Raw genomic sequence first — 15617 nt, forward strand, 5'->3', positions numbered from 1 at the left:
ATGGCCCCGCTGATGCTCGATGGTCTGGATGACTATGCCAATACCGGCAATCCGCGCAAGTATCACTCGACCGCCGGCAGCCAGCCGGTGCCGGATGACACGCCGGTCGACCGGCTGTGGGCGCAGCTTGAAACCGACGGCTATGTCATTCTGGAGCGGCTGTTCGATGAACAGACGGTGCAGGAGATGCGGCAGGCGGTGCTGCCCTGGATGGCGCCGCGTGGCGGCCGCAATCCGTTCGAGGGGCTGGCGACGCGCCGGCTGTATGCGGTGATCGCCAAGACGCTGGCCTGCAACCCGCTGGTCGAACATCCGATCATTCTGGCGCTTCTGGACCGGCTGTTCGAGCCGAACTATCTGCTGTCGCAATTACAGGTGATCGACATTCTGCCCGGTGAGACCGAACAGGCGCTGCATTTCGACGACAGTTTCTACAGTCTGCCGCGACCGCGTCCGGCGCTGGGTGCCGCCACCATCATGGCGCTCGACGATTTCACGCCCGAAAACGGCGCCACCCGGATCATTCCCGCCAGCCATCTATGGGCCGATCGTCTGCCCACCGCCGAAGAGGCGGCATCGGCGGTGCCAGTGGTGATGCCGGCGGGCTCGGTGGTGCTGTTCACCGGCACGCTGTGGCATGGCGGCGGCGGCAATCGCAGTGCCGCGTCGCGGCTGGCCCTGACCGCCCAGTACTGTGCGCCCTGGTGCCGCCAGCAGGAGAATTTCAGCCTGTCGGTGCCCCGCGATGTGGTGCTGCAATGCAGCGAGCATATCCGGCGCATGCTGGGATATTCCATCCATGCGCCGTTCATGGGCATGGTCGACGGCATGCACCCCAAACGCCTGCTGGAAGGCTGAGCCGGGAACCGCCGCCGGGCGGGACGGTTTCCCCTTGACGGCGGCCGCGGATCGTCCGCGTGCCGGTGGCTTGGGGGAAGATGGGTGTCCGAATCCTGCGCATTCAGGCCGGTCCGCTTCCTGATCCTGCATGCGGGGCTGGGCTTCGGGCTGGCGCTTGTGGTGGTGGCGGTGCTGTTCTGGTTCAACGTCTCGAACCTGTCGACACTGGTCGCCACCACATCCCAGGGGCTGCTGGCGGCGCTGGTCTTCACCATCCTGATGGGGCAGACATTCGCCGTGGTCCAGCTTGCCTTTGCGCTGTGGCTTCATGCCGAGGATCCGCGATCCGGCGGGGGCGGCGGCCGGCGCGATCGCCCGCGCCCGCGACATTTGCGCGTCTTGACGGTGCCGGTGACCGGCGCATAGTGACCGAAGCGCCATTCCGCAGTCGGGCGACATTCCGCAGCCGGGCGCCATTCCGCAGCCGGCCGTTCAGGGAGCCCGGATCATGCCGACACTCGTCCGTTTCGTGCTGATGCACGCGTTGGTCGGCTTCGGCCTTGCCTTCGCCACGGTCGGCGCCTTGTTGTGGTTCGACGTATCCGGGCTCGGCACCCTGATGGCCGCCAGCGCCGATGGCGTTCTGGCCGCGGCGGTGCTGATCTTCTTCATGGGGCTGACACTGGGCAGTGTTCAGGTGGCCTTCGCGGTCTGGTTTCAGGCCGGCGAGGATCAGGGCACAAGCGGCGGCCGGCGCATGCGGCTTCCGGCGATGTTCCTGCCCCCGAGGCGAGCGATGGCGACCGCGCCCAGCCGCGCCCCCAGGGGGTGACCGGTCAGCCGCGTGTGGCGCGGTGTTGCCCCGGCGTCATGCCGGTTTCGCGGCGGATCATGGCGATGAAGGCACTGAGCGAGGCATAGCCCAGATCGATCGCGACCATGGTGACGGCATCGCCGCAGGCCAGCCGTTCCAGTGCCGCCATCGCCACCACCCGCCGCCGCCAGTCGGCGAGCGACAGGCCGGTTTCGGCCGGGAAGCGGCGGCTGAGGCTGCGACCGGACATTGCCGCGAGCGCGGCCCAGCCGTCGAGCCCGCGATCGTCGGTCGGGTCGTCGATGATGGCACGCGCCACCTTGAGCAACCGTTGATCGGCGGGCAGGGGCAGCGGTGGCGGCCCTCCGGCCGGTGCCGCGGCGATTTCATCCAGAATGACGGCGGCGATCCGGTCCAGACGCCGGAGATCCCGGCCCCCGGCTTCCGCCATGGCCAGGACGGCCGCGCGCAGCAGATCGCTCACGCGGATCATCGTGGTCGATCGGGGCAGGGCGGCACAGGCATCGGGCGACACCCAAAGGCTCCAGCCATCGAACGGCCCGTGCAGCGCCAGACCATGTGGCGCCGCGGGCGGCAGCCAGACGGCATGGGATGGCGGTGCCGCAAAGCGCCCGGCCGGCGTCTCCACGCCCAGCAGCCCCTGGATGGTGCCGACCAATTGGCCACGGGCATGGACATGCCGGCCGGTATCGCGGGCGGTGGCATCGACCTTGCGCACCGCCAGAACCACAGGCCCGCCGGCGGTGGCGGCCTGAACCGGATCGATCAGCGGGGTCGGGTGTGCTGTGACCATGGCACTGCGCGGAAGAGGTTGGCGCTATCACGACAGTTTATGGCGCCACTGGCGCAGCGGCGCCAGAACAATCGGCGCAGATTGGACCCATCACAATCCCGTTCATGGAGACCTGCCGATGCGCACCGAAGACATCCTGCCCGATGACCGCTCCCATGCCAGTTTCGCGGGCCGGACCATCCGCAAGGGGATGGTCGCGGCCTTTCTGGCCAATGCCCGCGTCGCGACCGCCCCGGCGACGGCCGATGACGACCGTGCGGCCGCGTGCCGACAGATCGTCGATGCCGTGCCCGATCTTGCGGCACTGGGTCTGTTCGCGGTGATGGAGGTTCGCGATCCGGCACTGCGCCGGCTGATCGCGGCGGCGTTGCCCCCCGCCTGATCAGCCGGCTTCCGGCACGGCACCCCCGGTGATGACCGGCTCGACAATCACCACCGCACCCGGCCACAACCGGGCGATGCCGGTGGCCAGATCGTCGGCGGCGGCGGTCAGCGCCGCGGGCGGCATGGCACCCAGGGCCTCCAGGATGAACCACATCCGCGTCACGCCCGGCTCCAGCCGGGTGCGGACGCCCTGGCGCCAGTTCCAGCGCCGGCAGGTGACGCCGGCGTCGTCGCACCACACCACCTCGCCCGGCTCCGGCGTCTCGGTGGCGGGGGCGCCATCCTTCATCATGTCGAAGATCTCGGTGCCGGCGGCGCGAATCAGCCGTGGCACGCCCTGATAGGCATCCAGGTTCTCGCCGCCCACCGGCACGGCATGGCGCAGGCTGACGGCATTGTACAGATCGACGATCGGGTTGACCGATGGCAACCTGCCATCGCGCAGCACCCGCTTGCGCAAGGCCTCCGCCGATGATGGCGTCCGCGCCGGCTTGGCGCCGAAGCCGCGAAAGGCGTCGCGCCAGGCGGCGATATGGGCCTCGGCCCAGTCCGGCCCGCCGGCGCGGACCAGATCGCAGGCGGCATCCAGCGCTGCCGCCGCCTGCGACCCGGCATCGGCCACGGCCGGGCCGGTCAGCAGGGCGGTGATGCCGCGGCCATGAAAATCGGGCGCAAGCGCCATCACGGCGGGGTCGATCCGGGGCCGGACCGGGGGGATCTGCTGGGGCATGGTCAATTCTCGGCATCTGCTTCGGAGGTGTCTGTATCGGTATCGGTATCGATATCGGCGGGGGCGCCGGCCGGCGGGCCGAAGGCGATGATCGTATCGCCGGCATGAAAGGCGATGTCGCCGGTTTCCTCGGGCATCTGCATCCGGCCACGGGCGGGGATGACCAGCACGGTCTCGCTGCCCGCCGGGCGCTGGCGGCGATAGTCTTCCTCGGTGAAATCCTCGGAGATGCGGGTGCGGCTGAACCGCCAGCCGGCCAACTGGCGCCGGTCGAGTTCGTCGATGCCGGCGGCCATCGCCAGCGGCACCACACCGCCCAGGGCAAGGCTGTGGCGATCGGTGACCGGCTGGGTCTGGGGTGCCACCTGAAACATGGCACTGCGGCCGATATCCGGGCCGAAGTGATTGCAGATCAGGGTGTTATAGGCGTCATTGTCGGTGGCGGCGATGACATGGCTGGTCGAGGCCAGATCCAGATGGATCTCGGTCGCATCCGACAGAACCTCGCCGTGATAGACCGGCAGGCCCTCATGGCGGGCCGCGCGCAGGCGCGCCCAGGATCGGTCGGCCAGCACCACTGGCACCTTCGCCTTGACCAGCGCGTGGGCAAGGGCCGTGGTCCAGGCGCCGGCGCCAACCAACAAGAAGCCCGGCGGGGCATCGCTGGTCAGTTTCAGCAGCGGGGCCAGCGGCCGCAGACTGAAGCCGTGAAGGGTGACCGTGCTCAGCACCACCGCGAAGCCCAGCGGCACCAGCAGGGCGCCATCCTCGTATCCGGCGGCCACCAGCCGTTCGCCGAACAGGCCGGTGATCGCCACCGCGACGATGCCGCGCGGTGCGATCCAGGCCAGCAGCGCGCGGTTCGACCACGGCACCCCTGTGCCGATCAGACTGGCCAGCACCGTCACCGGCCGCACGATCACCAGCACGGCGACCACATAGGCCGCGTGGCGCCAGTTCAACGCCGCCAGGGTTTCGGCATTCAGCGTGGCGGTCAACAGAACGAACACGCCCGAGACCAGGATCGTCGCCAGCACCTCCTTGATCCGGCGCAGCTCCTCAAGCGCCGCCACCTTCGAATTACCCAGGGTCACGCCCAGCACGGTCACCGCGATCAGCCCGGTTTCCTCGACGAAGGCATTGGTGCCGGCAAAGCAGGCGAGCACCGCGCCGATCATCAACGGCGCCTTCAGGAATTCCGGTACATGACCGCGCCGGAACGCCCAGGCGATGGCGGTGCCTGCCGCCAACCCCACGGCAGCGGCCAGCACCGCGCCCAGCGCCACCTGCCCCAGCGCCGGGACCAGACCGATATCGTCGGGGCCGGCGGCGATGGCGTATTCATAGGCCAGAACCGCGAACAGCGCGCCCAGCGGATCGTTGACGATACCTTCCCATTTCAGGGTGATGGCGGGCTTGCGATCCAGCTTCGCCTGCCGCAGCAGGGGTGCTATCACGGTTGGCCCCGTCACCACCAGAATGCCGCCAAGCACGGCCGCGGTCGGCCAGGACAGCCCCGCCACATAATGGGCGGCGATGGTGCCGGCAAGCCAGCCCACCGGCGCGCCGACCAGGGTCAGCCGGCGCACGCCCGACGCCGTGCCGCGCAATTCCCGCAGATCGAGGCTGATGCCGCCTTCGAACAGGATGATCGCCACCGCCACCGCCACCAGCGGCTCCAGCATGTCGCCAAGCTGGGCATGCGGATCGAGTATGCCTGTGACCGGCCCGGCCAGGATGCCGCCCACCGCCAGCAGCACGATCGCCGGAATCTTGAAGCGCCAGGCCAGCCACTGGGCGGTGATGCCCAGCGACAGCACGATGGCGGCGGTCAGTACCAGATCCTGCATGCATCATCCCGTTATCGCGCCCGGCCGCATCCCGCCCATGCGGGCCTGCGCCGGTGCCTGCAACATGGTGCACCGTCATCCGTTCCCGCGCCAGCTTCGTGCCGCCATCGAGCAGCGCGTCCCGCGGTGCTATCCCATCAGGACATCCGCGCGCGGTCGGCCGATGCGGGCGGCCGTGCGGGTGATCAGCGCGAAACCCAGCGCCAGCGGCCCCAGCCGGCCCAGATACATCGCCAGCATCAGCACCACCTGGCCGCTGGTATCGGTGGCGGCGGTGGCACCGGCCGACAGGCCGACGGTCGCATAGGCGCTGACGATTTCGAATGCCGCACCGGCCAGGCTGATGCCGGGGGTGGTGATCAGCAGCGCGAAGATCAGCAGCACGATCGCGAACAGGCTGATCAGAGCAACGCTCAGCGCCTGCGACGCCGCCTCAGGTGGCAGACTGCGGCGGCCGATCGTCACCTCGGTGTCGTGGCGCAGATAGGCGGCGGTGGCGGCGGTCAGCACAACCGCGGTCGACAGCTTGATGCCGCCGCCGGTGGAGGCGGGGCCGGCACCGATGAACATCAGCACCATCACCACCAGCAGCGCCGGCGCGGTCAGCGCCGCCACGTCGATGGTGCTGAAACCGGCGGTGCGGCTGGATATCGACAGGAACAGCGCCTCGACCATACGCGCCGTAGACGGCAGATCGCCCAGCGTCTGAGGGCTGCGCCATTCCAGCGCCGCCAGCACCAGCCCGCCGCCCAGGATCAGGGCGGCGGACCCCCAGATCATCACGCGGGTATGCAGGGACCAGCGGCTCTGGCGGGCCACCGCCACCAGCACTGGAAAACCCAGGCCACCGGTGACGATCAGCGCCGCCACCACGCCCAGCGCCGCCGTGTCGCTCGACCATGCGGCGAGACCCGCCGACGGCAGCGCGAAGCCGGCATTGTTGAAGGCGGACACGGCATGGAACAGGGCGGTCCACAGCGGCCGCGCGCCCAGGGCATCGCCCGGCAGCGCGACCGCAAGCAGCGCCGCGCCCGCCAGTTCCACGCCAAGCGTGATCAGGCCGATGCTGCGCACCAGTGGTACGGCTTCGGCAAGCGATGTGGTGCCAAGGCGCTGGTTGACCACCAGCCGCTGCCCCAGCCCCAGACGACCGCCAAGCGTGATCATGGTCAGCGCCGCGAAAACCGACAGGCCCAGCCCGCCAAGCTGGATCAGCACCAGCAGCACCGCCTGACCGGCCGGGGTCAGGCGCTGACCGACATCGATGATCGACAGCCCCGTCACCGTCATCGCCGATGTGGCGGTGAACAGGGCTTCCGGCACCGACAGCGCCGGTTCCGCCATGCCCGGCACCAGCAGCGCCAGCCCGCCCACCAGGATCATGACCGCCAGGGCCAGCGCGAACAGCCGTGGCGGCGAGATCCGCACCGATCCGGATGGCCGGTCGGAGGGCAGCCCGCCTCTGGGTCTGTGCCACATCTTGCGTGCCGGGGTGTCGGTCACAGGTGTGCCGCCACGGCTTCCAAGGCTTCACGCGGACCCAGCAATACCAGCCGGTCGCCCTTCACCAAGGCCAGGCCGGCCAATGGCTGGTCCAGAAAATCCCGGCCGCGTTTCACCGCCAGCAGTCGCACCGCATCGGCATGCGCGCCCAGCAAGTCCTCGATCGCCACGGTGTCGAAACGCTCGGCCACCCGGTATTCCACCACGAAGCTGTCGTCGCCCAGTGCCATATAGTCCATGATCCCCTGATAGATCAGCGACTGGGCGATATTGATGCCAACCTCGATTTCCGGGATCAGCACCCGGTCGGCGCCGATCTTGGTCAGGATGGTCTTGTGCGCGGCGGTCGCGGCCTGCGCCCAGACCTTTTTCGCGCCCAGCGCCTTCAGGTGCAGGGTCACCAGGCTGCTGGCCTCGATATTGCCGCCGATCGCCACGACACAGGTGTCGAAGCTGTCGGCGCCTAGTTCCTGCAACACCTTCTCGTCGGTGCCGTCGGCGACCACGGCATGGGTCAGAACATCGGCCAGGGCATCGACCGGCCGGCGATCGGTGTCGATGCCCAGTACCGCATGCCCCAGCCGGACCAGCTCACCGGCCACCGTGGCGCCGAAGCTGCCAAGCCCGATGACCATGAATTGCTTCTTCGCGGCCATACCGTCCGCATCTCCGATCCGCGTGCTCCATCATCGCGGACGAGCCTACACCAGCCGGCGGGGCTGGGAAACGGCACGATCCCGCGGCCGCGGCGCGCGGCCGGTATCGGCATGCCATAGCATTTGCGCAGCATATGGAACAGATGGCACGGTTTCCGGATCATGCTGTTGACGGAACGGCTCCGGTCCTGAACTATCAACATAGATCGAACGTTTGTTCCAACTGACCGGCGGTCATGTCGCCAAGCAGGGCGGCCGGTGGCGCGGACGGATCGATGTCTCAAGGCCGCGACAGACGGCCGCGACGGGAGGACTGCCGATCGTGAACGCCGATGCGCTGTTCGCGATGATGGTCGCGCAAGGTGATGTGGTCATCGACCGCTTCCGCCATGCCGTGCGCCATCATCCTGACCACCTCTTCATCCGCTATGGCGAGGAAGACCACGACCAGAGCTTCGCCGCGTTCGAGGCCGAGGTTGCAACCCTTGCCGCCGCCCTTCAGGACATGGGGCTTCAGCCCGACGACCGGGTTTCGGTCTTCACCCGCAATTCCCGGGTGGCGACACTCGCCATGTTCGCGGTGTGGGAGGCCGGCGGTATTTATGCTCCGGTCAACTTCAACTACACCGGCCGGCTGCTGTCGTATCAACTGGCCGACACGGCGCCCCGTGTGCTGATCACCGATGCCGCCCTGGCGCCGGCGGTTGCCGATAGTCTGGGCGATATCGCCGTGCCGCATGTGGTGGTGCACCGCCCAGGCCCCGCCGATCACGATTATATCGCCGATCGCGCCGAACTGCCGCCGGCGCTGATCGCCCATCGCGGTGTGCATGATCTGGCCGATCTGATGCGCACGCCCCGGCGGCACCGGCCGGCGGTGCGCGGTGCCGCCGATGTCGCCAACATCATCTACACCTCCGGCACCACCGGCCCCGCCAAGGGGGTGGTCCAGCCGTTTCGCTGGATCAATCAATACACCTTCAACAGCCGCGCCTTTCTGACGCCGCAGGACACCATCTATTGCGACCTGCCGCTCTATCATGTCGGCGGGGCGATGTTTCTGGTGGCGAAGGCGTGCTGGACGGGCTGTGCCGTGTCGCTGTGGGACAAGTTCAGCCCGACGCGGTTCTGGGACCGGGTGCGCGGCCACCGGGCCAGCAATGCCGTGCTGCTGGACGTGATGGTGCCCTGGCTGATGAGCGCCGAGCCGCAGGCCTCCGATCGCGACAACACCCTGATGCGGGTGCATATGCAGCCGCTGCCCGCGCAGCATCACCAGGTGGCGCAGCGCTTCGGCTTTCAGTTCTGCACCGCCGGCTTCGGCCAGACCGAGAGCGGCAACGGCTTCGTGGCGCTGATCGACCAGTTCGGCGATGCCGACGCCAAGCGGCCGGAATTCCGGGTCGGCCATGATCGAGACACCATGCTGCGCATCGCCCGTGATCGCGGCGTGATGGTGGTCGACGGCACGGAACCCCTGGCCAAGGGCTTCATGGGCCGGCCGTCGCCCTTGCTGGAGGCGGCGGTTCTGGATGCGGACGACAATGTTCTGGGCCCCGACGAGGCCGGGCAACTGGCTTTCCGTCCAAGGTTTCCGCATCTGCTGCTGACGCATTATTTCAACAAGCCCGATGCCACCATCAAGACCTTTTCGAACCTGTGGTTCCACACTGGCGATGCCGTGCGGCGCACACAGGACGATGTCTATTACTTCATCGACCGCATGGGCGGCTTCTTCCGGGTGAGGGGCGAGAATGTGTCGTCCTATCAGGTCGAGGATCTGCTGAACACCCATCCCGACATCCGCGCCACCGCGGCCCTGCCGGTGCCGGCCGCAGAAGGGGACGAGGAAGACTGCGCCGTGTTCATCGAACTGGTCGAGGGCCGGGCGATGACCGAAGCGGATCTGCGGGCATTCGCCTTGACCGTGATGCCGCGTTACATGGCGCCGCGCCATGTTCGTTTCGTCGACGCGCTGCCGGTGACGCCGACCAACAAGATCGAGAAATACAAGCTGAAGCAGGCGCTTATGGCTGAACTTTCCGCCACGGATGGCGCGGGAGCCGGCGCATGACGGCGGCGATGACGACCGCTGATCGCCCGGAAGCTGCCCATCCGGGGCTCGATAGCGTCGCGGCGCCGCTGCTGGAACTCGACCGGGTCGGCATCCGGCTGCGCACCGGCGGTGGCGAGGTGTCGGCGACCCGCGATGTGTCGTTCCGGGTCGGTCCGGCCGAACGCATCGGCATCGTGGGTGAAAGCGGCTGCGGCAAAACCCTGACCGGGCTGGCGATCATGGGTCTGCTGCCGCGCGGGCTGGCGCGGATCGACGGCGCGATCCGGTTTCAGGGCCGCGACCTGCTGACCCTGTCGACGCGTGAGCTGCGCCGGCTGCGCGGCACCGGCATCGCGATGATCTTTCAGGAGCCGATGAGCGCGCTTGACCCGGTGTTCACCGTGGGCGAGCAGATCATCGAAACCATTCTGGCGCATGAGCCTGTGGGCCGCAGGGCGGCGCGCGAACGCGCCATCGACCTGCTGGCGCGGGTGGGGATTCCGCTGCCGGCACGGCGGGCCGATGAATATCCCCATCAGCTGTCGGGGGGCATGCGCCAGCGGGCGATGATCGCGATCGCGCTGGCCTGCAACCCGAAACTGCTGATCGCCGACGAGCCGACCACGGCGCTCGACGTCACCATCCAGGCCCAGATCATCGATCTTCTTGTGGAGTTGAGCGAGACCAGCGGCACGGCGCTGCTGTTCATCACCCATGATCTGGGGGTGGTGGCCGAGACCTGCACCCGCATGGTGACGATGTATGCGGGCGAGGTGGTCGAGGATGCGACCGTCGACGACGCGCTGGTCCGGCCGCGCCATCCCTATACCGCCGGGCTGTTCTCGGCCCTGCCACGGCTGGTGGCGCGTGGGGCGGCGCTGCCGTCGATCCCCGGCCGGGTGCCGTCGTTGATCGCCATGCCCGAGGGCTGCCGATTCCGGCCGCGCTGCGCCCATGCGATCGGGGCTTGCGAATTGCCGCAGGCCTTGCTGGAACCCGTGCCCGGCCAGAAGGCGCGGTGCATCCGAACCGACGCGTTGAGCCTGCAGGGAGTGGTGCGATGATCAGCGTCAAGCCGGAGGCCCTGCATGGCGCGCGGACGGCACCGGAACCGCGGTCGCGCCCGGATGACGGGCCGCCCTTGCTGTCGGTCGACGATCTGCGCGTCACCTTCACCACCGCCGATGGTGAAAGCCTGAAGGCGGTCGACGGTATCAGCTTCGATGTCCGGCCGGGCGAGACCTTCGGCGTGATCGGCGAAAGCGGGTCGGGCAAATCGACCCTCGGCCGGGCGATCGTGCGTCTGCTGGACCCGACATCCGGACAGATCAGCTATGACGGCCAGGATCTGGCGCGGCTGAAGGGCCGTGCCCTGCGCCAGCGCCGCCGGGATCTCCAGATCATCTTTCAGGATCCCAATGCCGCGCTGAACCCGCGCATGACCATTCTCGACAGCGTGCGCGAGCCGCTGGACGTGGTGGGCAAGGGCGACCGGGCAAGCCGGATCGCGCGGGCGATGGACCGGCTGGACCGGGTGGGGATCACGCCCGAACAGGCGCGGCGCTATCCGCATGAATTGTCGGGCGGCCAGAAACAGCGGGTGAACATCGCCCGCGCCTTGACCCTTCAGCCGCGGCTGATGGTGTGCGACGAGGTGGTGGCGGCCCTGGACGTGTCGATCCGCGGCGATGTGCTGAACCTGTTCGCCGAGATCCAGCGCGAAATGGGGCTGTCTTATGTGTTCATCACCCATGATATCGGGGTGGTGTCGCATATCAGCGACCGGGTGGCGGTGATGTATCTGGGCCGGTTCATGGAACTGGGCCCGGTCGAGGCGATCGCCGAACGGCCGATGCACCCCTATACCCGGGCGCTGATGGCGGCCGAGCCGGTGCCGGTGCCGTCCTGGCAGCGTGCGCCCAGGCGGCCGCCCCTGCAAGGCGAGATCCCGTCGCCGCTGAACCCGCCATCCGGCTGCCGCTTCCGCACCCGCTGCCCCCATGCCCGCCCGGCCTGTGCCGAGACGGTGCCGGACTGGCGGCCCATCGCCCGCAATCATCTGGTTGCCTGCCATTTCGCCGAGGAGATCGCCGCGGCGGAACAGTGACCAGTCTTGAAGCCCCCGGCCCCATTGGCCACCACGCGAACCAGAACAGCCGAAAAAAGTCGGCATCAGGAGCACCCCGCTATGCGACGGAAGATCCGGCGGGCGCCCCCCAGGGAGGAAGACAACCCAATGACCAAGATCCGCTTGCCCGAGCATGGCAGCACCCCCACCGAGGGGCCGGTGACCATCGATGGCCGCGCGGCCTTCGCGATGGATCGCCGCCGCTTCCTGTCGCTGCTGGGCGCCGGCGCCGCCGGCGTCGCCGCATCCGGCATGCTGCCCGGCCATATCCGCCAGGCCCTTGCCGCCGGCGGTGTGCTGAAGGTGTCGGCCCCGGCCAACCCGTCGAGCATGGACCCGATGACCGGTGGGTCCGGCCAGGACCATCCCTTCCTGTACACCGTGTTCGACACGCTGGTGGAATGGGAATTCGAAAGCCTCGACCCCAAACCCGGCCTGGCCCGCGCCTGGAACTTCCCCGATCCGAAGACCCTGGTGATGGATCTGCAGGAGGGCGTCAAATTCCATGACGGCAGCGATTTCAACGCTGAAGCGGTGAAGTTCAACCTGGACCGCAATCGCGGCGACGCCCGGTCGAACATCAAGGCCGATCTGATCAATGTCGAGGCGGTCGAGGTGACCGGGCCGCTTCAGGTCACCATCCGGCTGGCCAATCCCGACGCCGCCCTGCCGATGATCCTGTCGGATCGCGCCGGCATGATGGTGTCGCCGAAGGCCGTGCAGGAGAAGGGTGAGGCCCACGACCGCAGCCCCGTCGGCACCGGTGCCTGGAGCTTTGTGACCTGGAACGACAACGAGAAGGTGGTGGTCAAGCGCAACGACGCCTATTGGAAGCCCGGTATTCCCAAGGTCGACGGCATCGAATTCTCGATCATTCCGGAACTGTCGACCGGTCTGCGCTCGGTCATGGCCGGCCAGAACCATTTCGTCTATTTCCTGTCGCCCCAGCAGGGCATGATCGCCAAGCGGGCGCCGAAGCTGACCACCTTCACCGGCCCGACGCTGTATTGCATCCAGATCTATTTCAACTGGGCGCGCAAGCCGCTGGACGATGTTCGGGTGCGTCAGGCGATCAACCATGCCATCGACCGCGACGCCTTCGTCAAGGTCACGATGAACGGTATCGGCGAGAAGGCGATCACCAATCTGCCATCGGCGCATTGGGCCTTCGATCAGGAACTGGCCGGCTATTACCCCTATGATCCCGACAAGGCCAAGGCCCTGCTGGCCGAGGCCGGCCATGCCGACGGGCTGGATCTGCATCTGGGCGGCTATCCCGATCAGAGCTCGGTGCAGCGCCAGGAATTCATCATGGAGCAGCTCCGCCAGGTGGGCATCCGGGTGCGCTATTCGATCGGCACGATCCCCGAGGCATCGGCCGCCTTCTTCGGCAACGAGAAGAAGACCGATGCGCTGGTCTCGGCCTGGACCGGTCGGCCCGATCCCAGCCTGACCTATTCGCTGATGTATCTGCCCGACGCCTATTACAATGGCGGCCGCGGCCCGGTGCCCGATGAGCTGGTGCAGGCGATCGCCGACAGCCGCGCCACCCCCGACAAGGAAGCGCGCAAGGCCGCCTTCTCGCAGGTGCAGAAGCTGGTGCTCGACAATGCGCTGGTCTGCCCGCTGGCCTTCCTGTCGGCGCTGGACGTGGCCGGTGACAAGGTCGAGGGCTACAAGCCCAATCTGCTGAACAAGCCCAAGCTCTATGACGTGTCGCTCGCCTGACCGGCGGCGGTTCCGTCCGTCTGATCTTGCCATCGCTGGTCGGGCGCGGGCGGGAGGTTGCTCCCGCCCGCGCGCCATCGAGGAGACCCTACCTTATGTCCAGCCACCGCGCGATCCGCACCGTGCGCCGCCGCCTGTATCAGGTGGTGCCGGTGATCCTGATCGTGACCTTCGTGGTGTTCGGGCTGATCCAGCTCATCCCCGGCGATATCGCGGTCACGCTGGCCGGCGACAATGCCACCGACCAGCGTCTTGCCGAAATCCGATCGCTCTATGGCCTCGACCGGCCGTTCCTGGTCCAGTATTTCGACTGGCTGTGGGGCGCGCTGCATGGCGATCTGGGGCAGTCGCTGATCTCGGGCGAGGCGGTGATGACCTCGCTCACCCGCACCTTTCCGCTGACCCTGCTGATCGTCGTGCTGGCGATGCTGATTTCCATGGCGGTCGGCATTCCGCTGGGCATTCTGGCGGCCTTGCGGCCGAATTCCATCCTGGACGGCGCGGTGATGGGGCTGGCCTCGGTCGGCATCGCGGTGCCGAATTTCTGGCTGGCGATGATCCTGGTCGCCACCTTCGCGCTGTCGCTGGGCTGGCTGCCGGCGACCGGCGCCGTGGCCTTCACCACCGATCCGATCCGCGCGCTTGAACACGCCATCCTGCCGGCGACCGCCCTTGCCGCCGGCGGCATCGCCGAGGTGGCACGCCAGTTGCGCACCTCGCTGGTCGACATCCTGGGCTCGCAATATGTCCGCACGCTGCACGCCAAGGGCCTGCCCGGCGGGTCGGTGCTGTGGAAGCACGGGCTGAAGAACGTCTCGGTCAATCTGCTGACGGTGATCGGTCTGCTGGCCAACCGGCTGCTGGCGGCAACCGTGGTGGTCGAGACCGTGTTCGCCATTCCGGGTGTCGGCAATCTGATCGTGAACGCGGCGCTGGCCCGCGATTTCCCGGTGGTGCAGGGGGTGGTGCTGACGATGATCATCTTCGTCGTCGTGCTGAACCTGATCATCGACATGCTTTATGTCGTCTTCGATCCGAGGGTGCGCTGATCCCATGACCCAGACCGCAACCCCGCCACGCGCGGCACGGCGCCGCCGCAATCCGGTTCTCGCCTGGATGCTGCGCGATCCGCGCGGCGCGCTCAGCCTGCTGGTGATCGCCATCATCGCGCTGACCGGCATCTTCGCCGACCAGATCGCGCCTCATTCGCCGATCGAGCAGAATTTCGATCTGATCCTGATGCCGCCATCGCCCGACAACCTGCTGGGCACCGACGATCTGGGCCGCGACGTCTTCAGCCGCCTGATCCATGGCGCATCCGCCAGCATGTATGCCAGCGTGCTCTCGGTCTCGATCGCGCTGGTCATCGGCCTGCCGGTGGGGCTGCTTGCCGGTTTTGCCGGCGGCTGGGTGGACGAGGTGGTCAGTCGGATCATCGACGCCCTGTTGTCGTTTCCGGCGATCGTGCTGGCGATCGGCGTCACCGGCGCGCTGGGGGTGGGGCTCACCAACGCCATGATCTCGGTCGGCATCGTCTTCGCGCCGCTGATCGCGCGCCTGGCCCGCGCCCGGGCATTGGTGGTGAAGGAAGAGTTGTATGTCGATGCCGCGCGCTGTTTCGGGGCCAGTCCGGTGCGCATCCTGGCCCGCCACATCCTGCCCAATGCGGTGCAGCCGATCCTGGTGCAGGTGACGCTGCTTCTGGCCGGCGCGCTGCTGGCCGAGGCCTCGCTGTCCTTTCTGGGGCTGGGTGTCCAGGCGCCCGATGCCAGTTGGGGATCGATGCTGGCCAAGGCCTATCTGTATATGGAGATCGCGCCTGAACAGATGGTGACCCCGGGTCTCGCCATCCTGGTGACCGCGCTCGCCTTCAACGGCCTGGGCGACAGTGTCCGCATGATGCTGGACCCCACCACCCGCAGCGGGCGATAGAGCGATTTTCGCGCCATCTGGTTCACGAAAATCACTCTAAGTTATTCGTTTATCGCGCATCTTCACCCGATCAGGTGGTTCCACCTGATCGGGATCTGCTTTAGCAGGCTGCGGAAAAATCCTTCCCTCATTTTATCCGGCGTGATTCGATCGCGTGGAGCTTTGTTAGGGGGAGATGATGC

Annotated in this window: 15 protein-coding genes; 10 read left to right on the forward strand and 5 right to left on the reverse strand. The window is 67.6% G+C overall.

Translation table 11 applies throughout. The annotated features are described in order from the left end of the window. The 3 genes from IEW15_RS20595 to IEW15_RS20605 all read left to right on the forward strand — a co-directional run bounded on the left by IEW15_RS20595 (position 1) and on the right by IEW15_RS20605 (position 1672). Entirely contained in the window at positions 1-858 is an 858-nt protein-coding gene (locus tag IEW15_RS20595) for a phytanoyl-CoA dioxygenase family protein (protein WP_188581471.1), read from the forward strand. 84 nt (positions 859-942) lie between these two features. Next, a complete protein-coding gene (locus IEW15_RS20600; RefSeq protein WP_188581473.1) occupies positions 943-1266 on the forward strand; it encodes a hypothetical protein in 324 nt (107 codons plus the stop codon). Positions 1267-1348: 82 nt separating this feature from the next. Beyond that, positions 1349-1672: a hypothetical protein gene (locus tag IEW15_RS20605; protein ID WP_188581476.1), complete on the forward strand. Its 324-nt coding sequence runs from the start codon at positions 1349-1351 to the stop codon at positions 1670-1672. Between the two features lie 4 nt (positions 1673-1676). Here the strand turns inward: IEW15_RS20605 and IEW15_RS20610 are convergent, their stop codons facing one another. Beyond that, on the reverse strand, positions 1677-2468 hold the full coding sequence (locus tag IEW15_RS20610; protein ID WP_188581478.1) for an AraC family transcriptional regulator: 792 nt from the start codon (positions 2466-2468) through the stop codon (positions 1677-1679). A gap of 118 nt (positions 2469-2586) precedes the next feature. Here IEW15_RS20610 and IEW15_RS20615 point away from each other — a divergent pair, with 118 nt between their 5' ends. Then, positions 2587-2850, forward strand: coding sequence for a hypothetical protein (locus IEW15_RS20615; protein WP_188581480.1), 264 nt, complete (start codon positions 2587-2589; stop codon positions 2848-2850). Here the strand turns inward: IEW15_RS20615 and IEW15_RS20620 are convergent, their stop codons facing one another. The 4 genes from IEW15_RS20620 to IEW15_RS20635 all read right to left on the reverse strand — a co-directional run bounded on the left by IEW15_RS20620 (position 2851) and on the right by IEW15_RS20635 (position 7591). After that, positions 2851-3582, reverse strand: coding sequence for a B3/B4 domain-containing protein (locus IEW15_RS20620; protein ID WP_229708411.1), 732 nt, complete (start codon positions 3580-3582; stop codon positions 2851-2853). Positions 3583-3584: 2 nt separating this feature from the next. Further along, positions 3585-5432 carry a cation:proton antiporter gene (locus IEW15_RS20625; RefSeq protein ID WP_188581481.1) on the reverse strand — a complete coding sequence of 616 codons (1848 nt, stop codon included), beginning with the start codon at positions 5430-5432 and terminating at the stop codon, positions 3585-3587. A gap of 129 nt (positions 5433-5561) precedes the next feature. Continuing rightward, the gene (locus tag IEW15_RS20630) at positions 5562-6935 is read right to left on the reverse strand and encodes a TrkH family potassium uptake protein (RefSeq protein ID WP_188581483.1); all 1374 of its coding nucleotides are present in this window, start codon (positions 6933-6935) and stop codon (positions 5562-5564) included. Further along, on the reverse strand, positions 6932-7591 hold the full coding sequence (locus IEW15_RS20635) for a potassium channel family protein (protein WP_188581485.1): 660 nt from the start codon (positions 7589-7591) through the stop codon (positions 6932-6934). Before IEW15_RS20635 ends, IEW15_RS20630 begins: the two co-directional genes overlap by 4 nt. A 322-nt stretch (positions 7592-7913) precedes the next feature. Here IEW15_RS20635 and IEW15_RS20640 point away from each other — a divergent pair, with 322 nt between their 5' ends. The 6 genes from IEW15_RS20640 to IEW15_RS20665 all read left to right on the forward strand — a co-directional run bounded on the left by IEW15_RS20640 (position 7914) and on the right by IEW15_RS20665 (position 15435). Next, positions 7914-9665: a class I adenylate-forming enzyme family protein gene (locus IEW15_RS20640; protein ID WP_188581487.1), complete on the forward strand. Its 1752-nt coding sequence runs from the start codon at positions 7914-7916 to the stop codon at positions 9663-9665. An 8-nt stretch (positions 9666-9673) separates the two neighbouring features. Then, on the forward strand, positions 9674-10711 hold the full coding sequence (locus IEW15_RS20645) for an ABC transporter ATP-binding protein (protein ID WP_188581489.1): 1038 nt from the start codon (positions 9674-9676) through the stop codon (positions 10709-10711). Next, the gene (locus IEW15_RS20650; protein WP_188581490.1) at positions 10708-11754 is read left to right on the forward strand and encodes an ABC transporter ATP-binding protein; all 1047 of its coding nucleotides are present in this window, start codon (positions 10708-10710) and stop codon (positions 11752-11754) included. Before IEW15_RS20645 ends, IEW15_RS20650 begins: the two co-directional genes overlap by 4 nt. Positions 11755-11964: 210 nt before the next feature. Then, on the forward strand, positions 11965-13503 hold the full coding sequence (locus tag IEW15_RS20655) for an ABC transporter substrate-binding protein (protein ID WP_188581500.1): 1539 nt from the start codon (positions 11965-11967) through the stop codon (positions 13501-13503). A gap of 95 nt (positions 13504-13598) precedes the next feature. Continuing rightward, on the forward strand, positions 13599-14552 hold the full coding sequence (locus IEW15_RS20660) for an ABC transporter permease (RefSeq protein ID WP_188581492.1): 954 nt from the start codon (positions 13599-13601) through the stop codon (positions 14550-14552). 4 nt (positions 14553-14556) lie between these two features. Next, the gene (locus IEW15_RS20665; RefSeq protein WP_188581494.1) at positions 14557-15435 is read left to right on the forward strand and encodes an ABC transporter permease; all 879 of its coding nucleotides are present in this window, start codon (positions 14557-14559) and stop codon (positions 15433-15435) included. The last annotated feature ends 182 nt before the right edge of the window (positions 15436-15617 follow it).

The organism is Tistrella bauzanensis (assembly GCF_014636235.1).
GTDB lineage: Bacteria > Pseudomonadota > Alphaproteobacteria > Tistrellales > Tistrellaceae > Tistrella > Tistrella bauzanensis.

Coding starts and splice junctions, on each gene's coding strand:
- IEW15_RS20605 (WP_188581476.1), top strand. CDS start 1,349: ATGCCGACACTCGTCCGTTTCGTGCTGATGCACGCGTTGGTCGGCTTC.
- IEW15_RS20610 (WP_188581478.1), bottom strand. CDS start 2,468: ATGGTCACAGCACACCCGACCCCGCTGATCGATCCGGTTCAGGCCGCC.
- IEW15_RS20620 (WP_229708411.1), bottom strand. CDS start 3,582: ATGCCCCAGCAGATCCCCCCGGTCCGGCCCCGGATCGACCCCGCCGTG.
- IEW15_RS20635 (WP_188581485.1), bottom strand. CDS start 7,591: ATGGCCGCGAAGAAGCAATTCATGGTCATCGGGCTTGGCAGCTTCGGC.
- IEW15_RS20595 (WP_188581471.1), top strand. CDS start 1: ATGGCCCCGCTGATGCTCGATGGTCTGGATGACTATGCCAATACCGGC.
- IEW15_RS20645 (WP_188581489.1), top strand. CDS start 9,674: ATGACGACCGCTGATCGCCCGGAAGCTGCCCATCCGGGGCTCGATAGC.
- IEW15_RS20625 (WP_188581481.1), bottom strand. CDS start 5,432: ATGCAGGATCTGGTACTGACCGCCGCCATCGTGCTGTCGCTGGGCATC.
- IEW15_RS20655 (WP_188581500.1), top strand. CDS start 11,965: ATGGATCGCCGCCGCTTCCTGTCGCTGCTGGGCGCCGGCGCCGCCGGC.
- IEW15_RS20615 (WP_188581480.1), top strand. CDS start 2,587: ATGCGCACCGAAGACATCCTGCCCGATGACCGCTCCCATGCCAGTTTC.
- IEW15_RS20650 (WP_188581490.1), top strand. CDS start 10,708: ATGATCAGCGTCAAGCCGGAGGCCCTGCATGGCGCGCGGACGGCACCG.
- IEW15_RS20660 (WP_188581492.1), top strand. CDS start 13,599: ATGTCCAGCCACCGCGCGATCCGCACCGTGCGCCGCCGCCTGTATCAG.
- IEW15_RS20665 (WP_188581494.1), top strand. CDS start 14,557: ATGACCCAGACCGCAACCCCGCCACGCGCGGCACGGCGCCGCCGCAAT.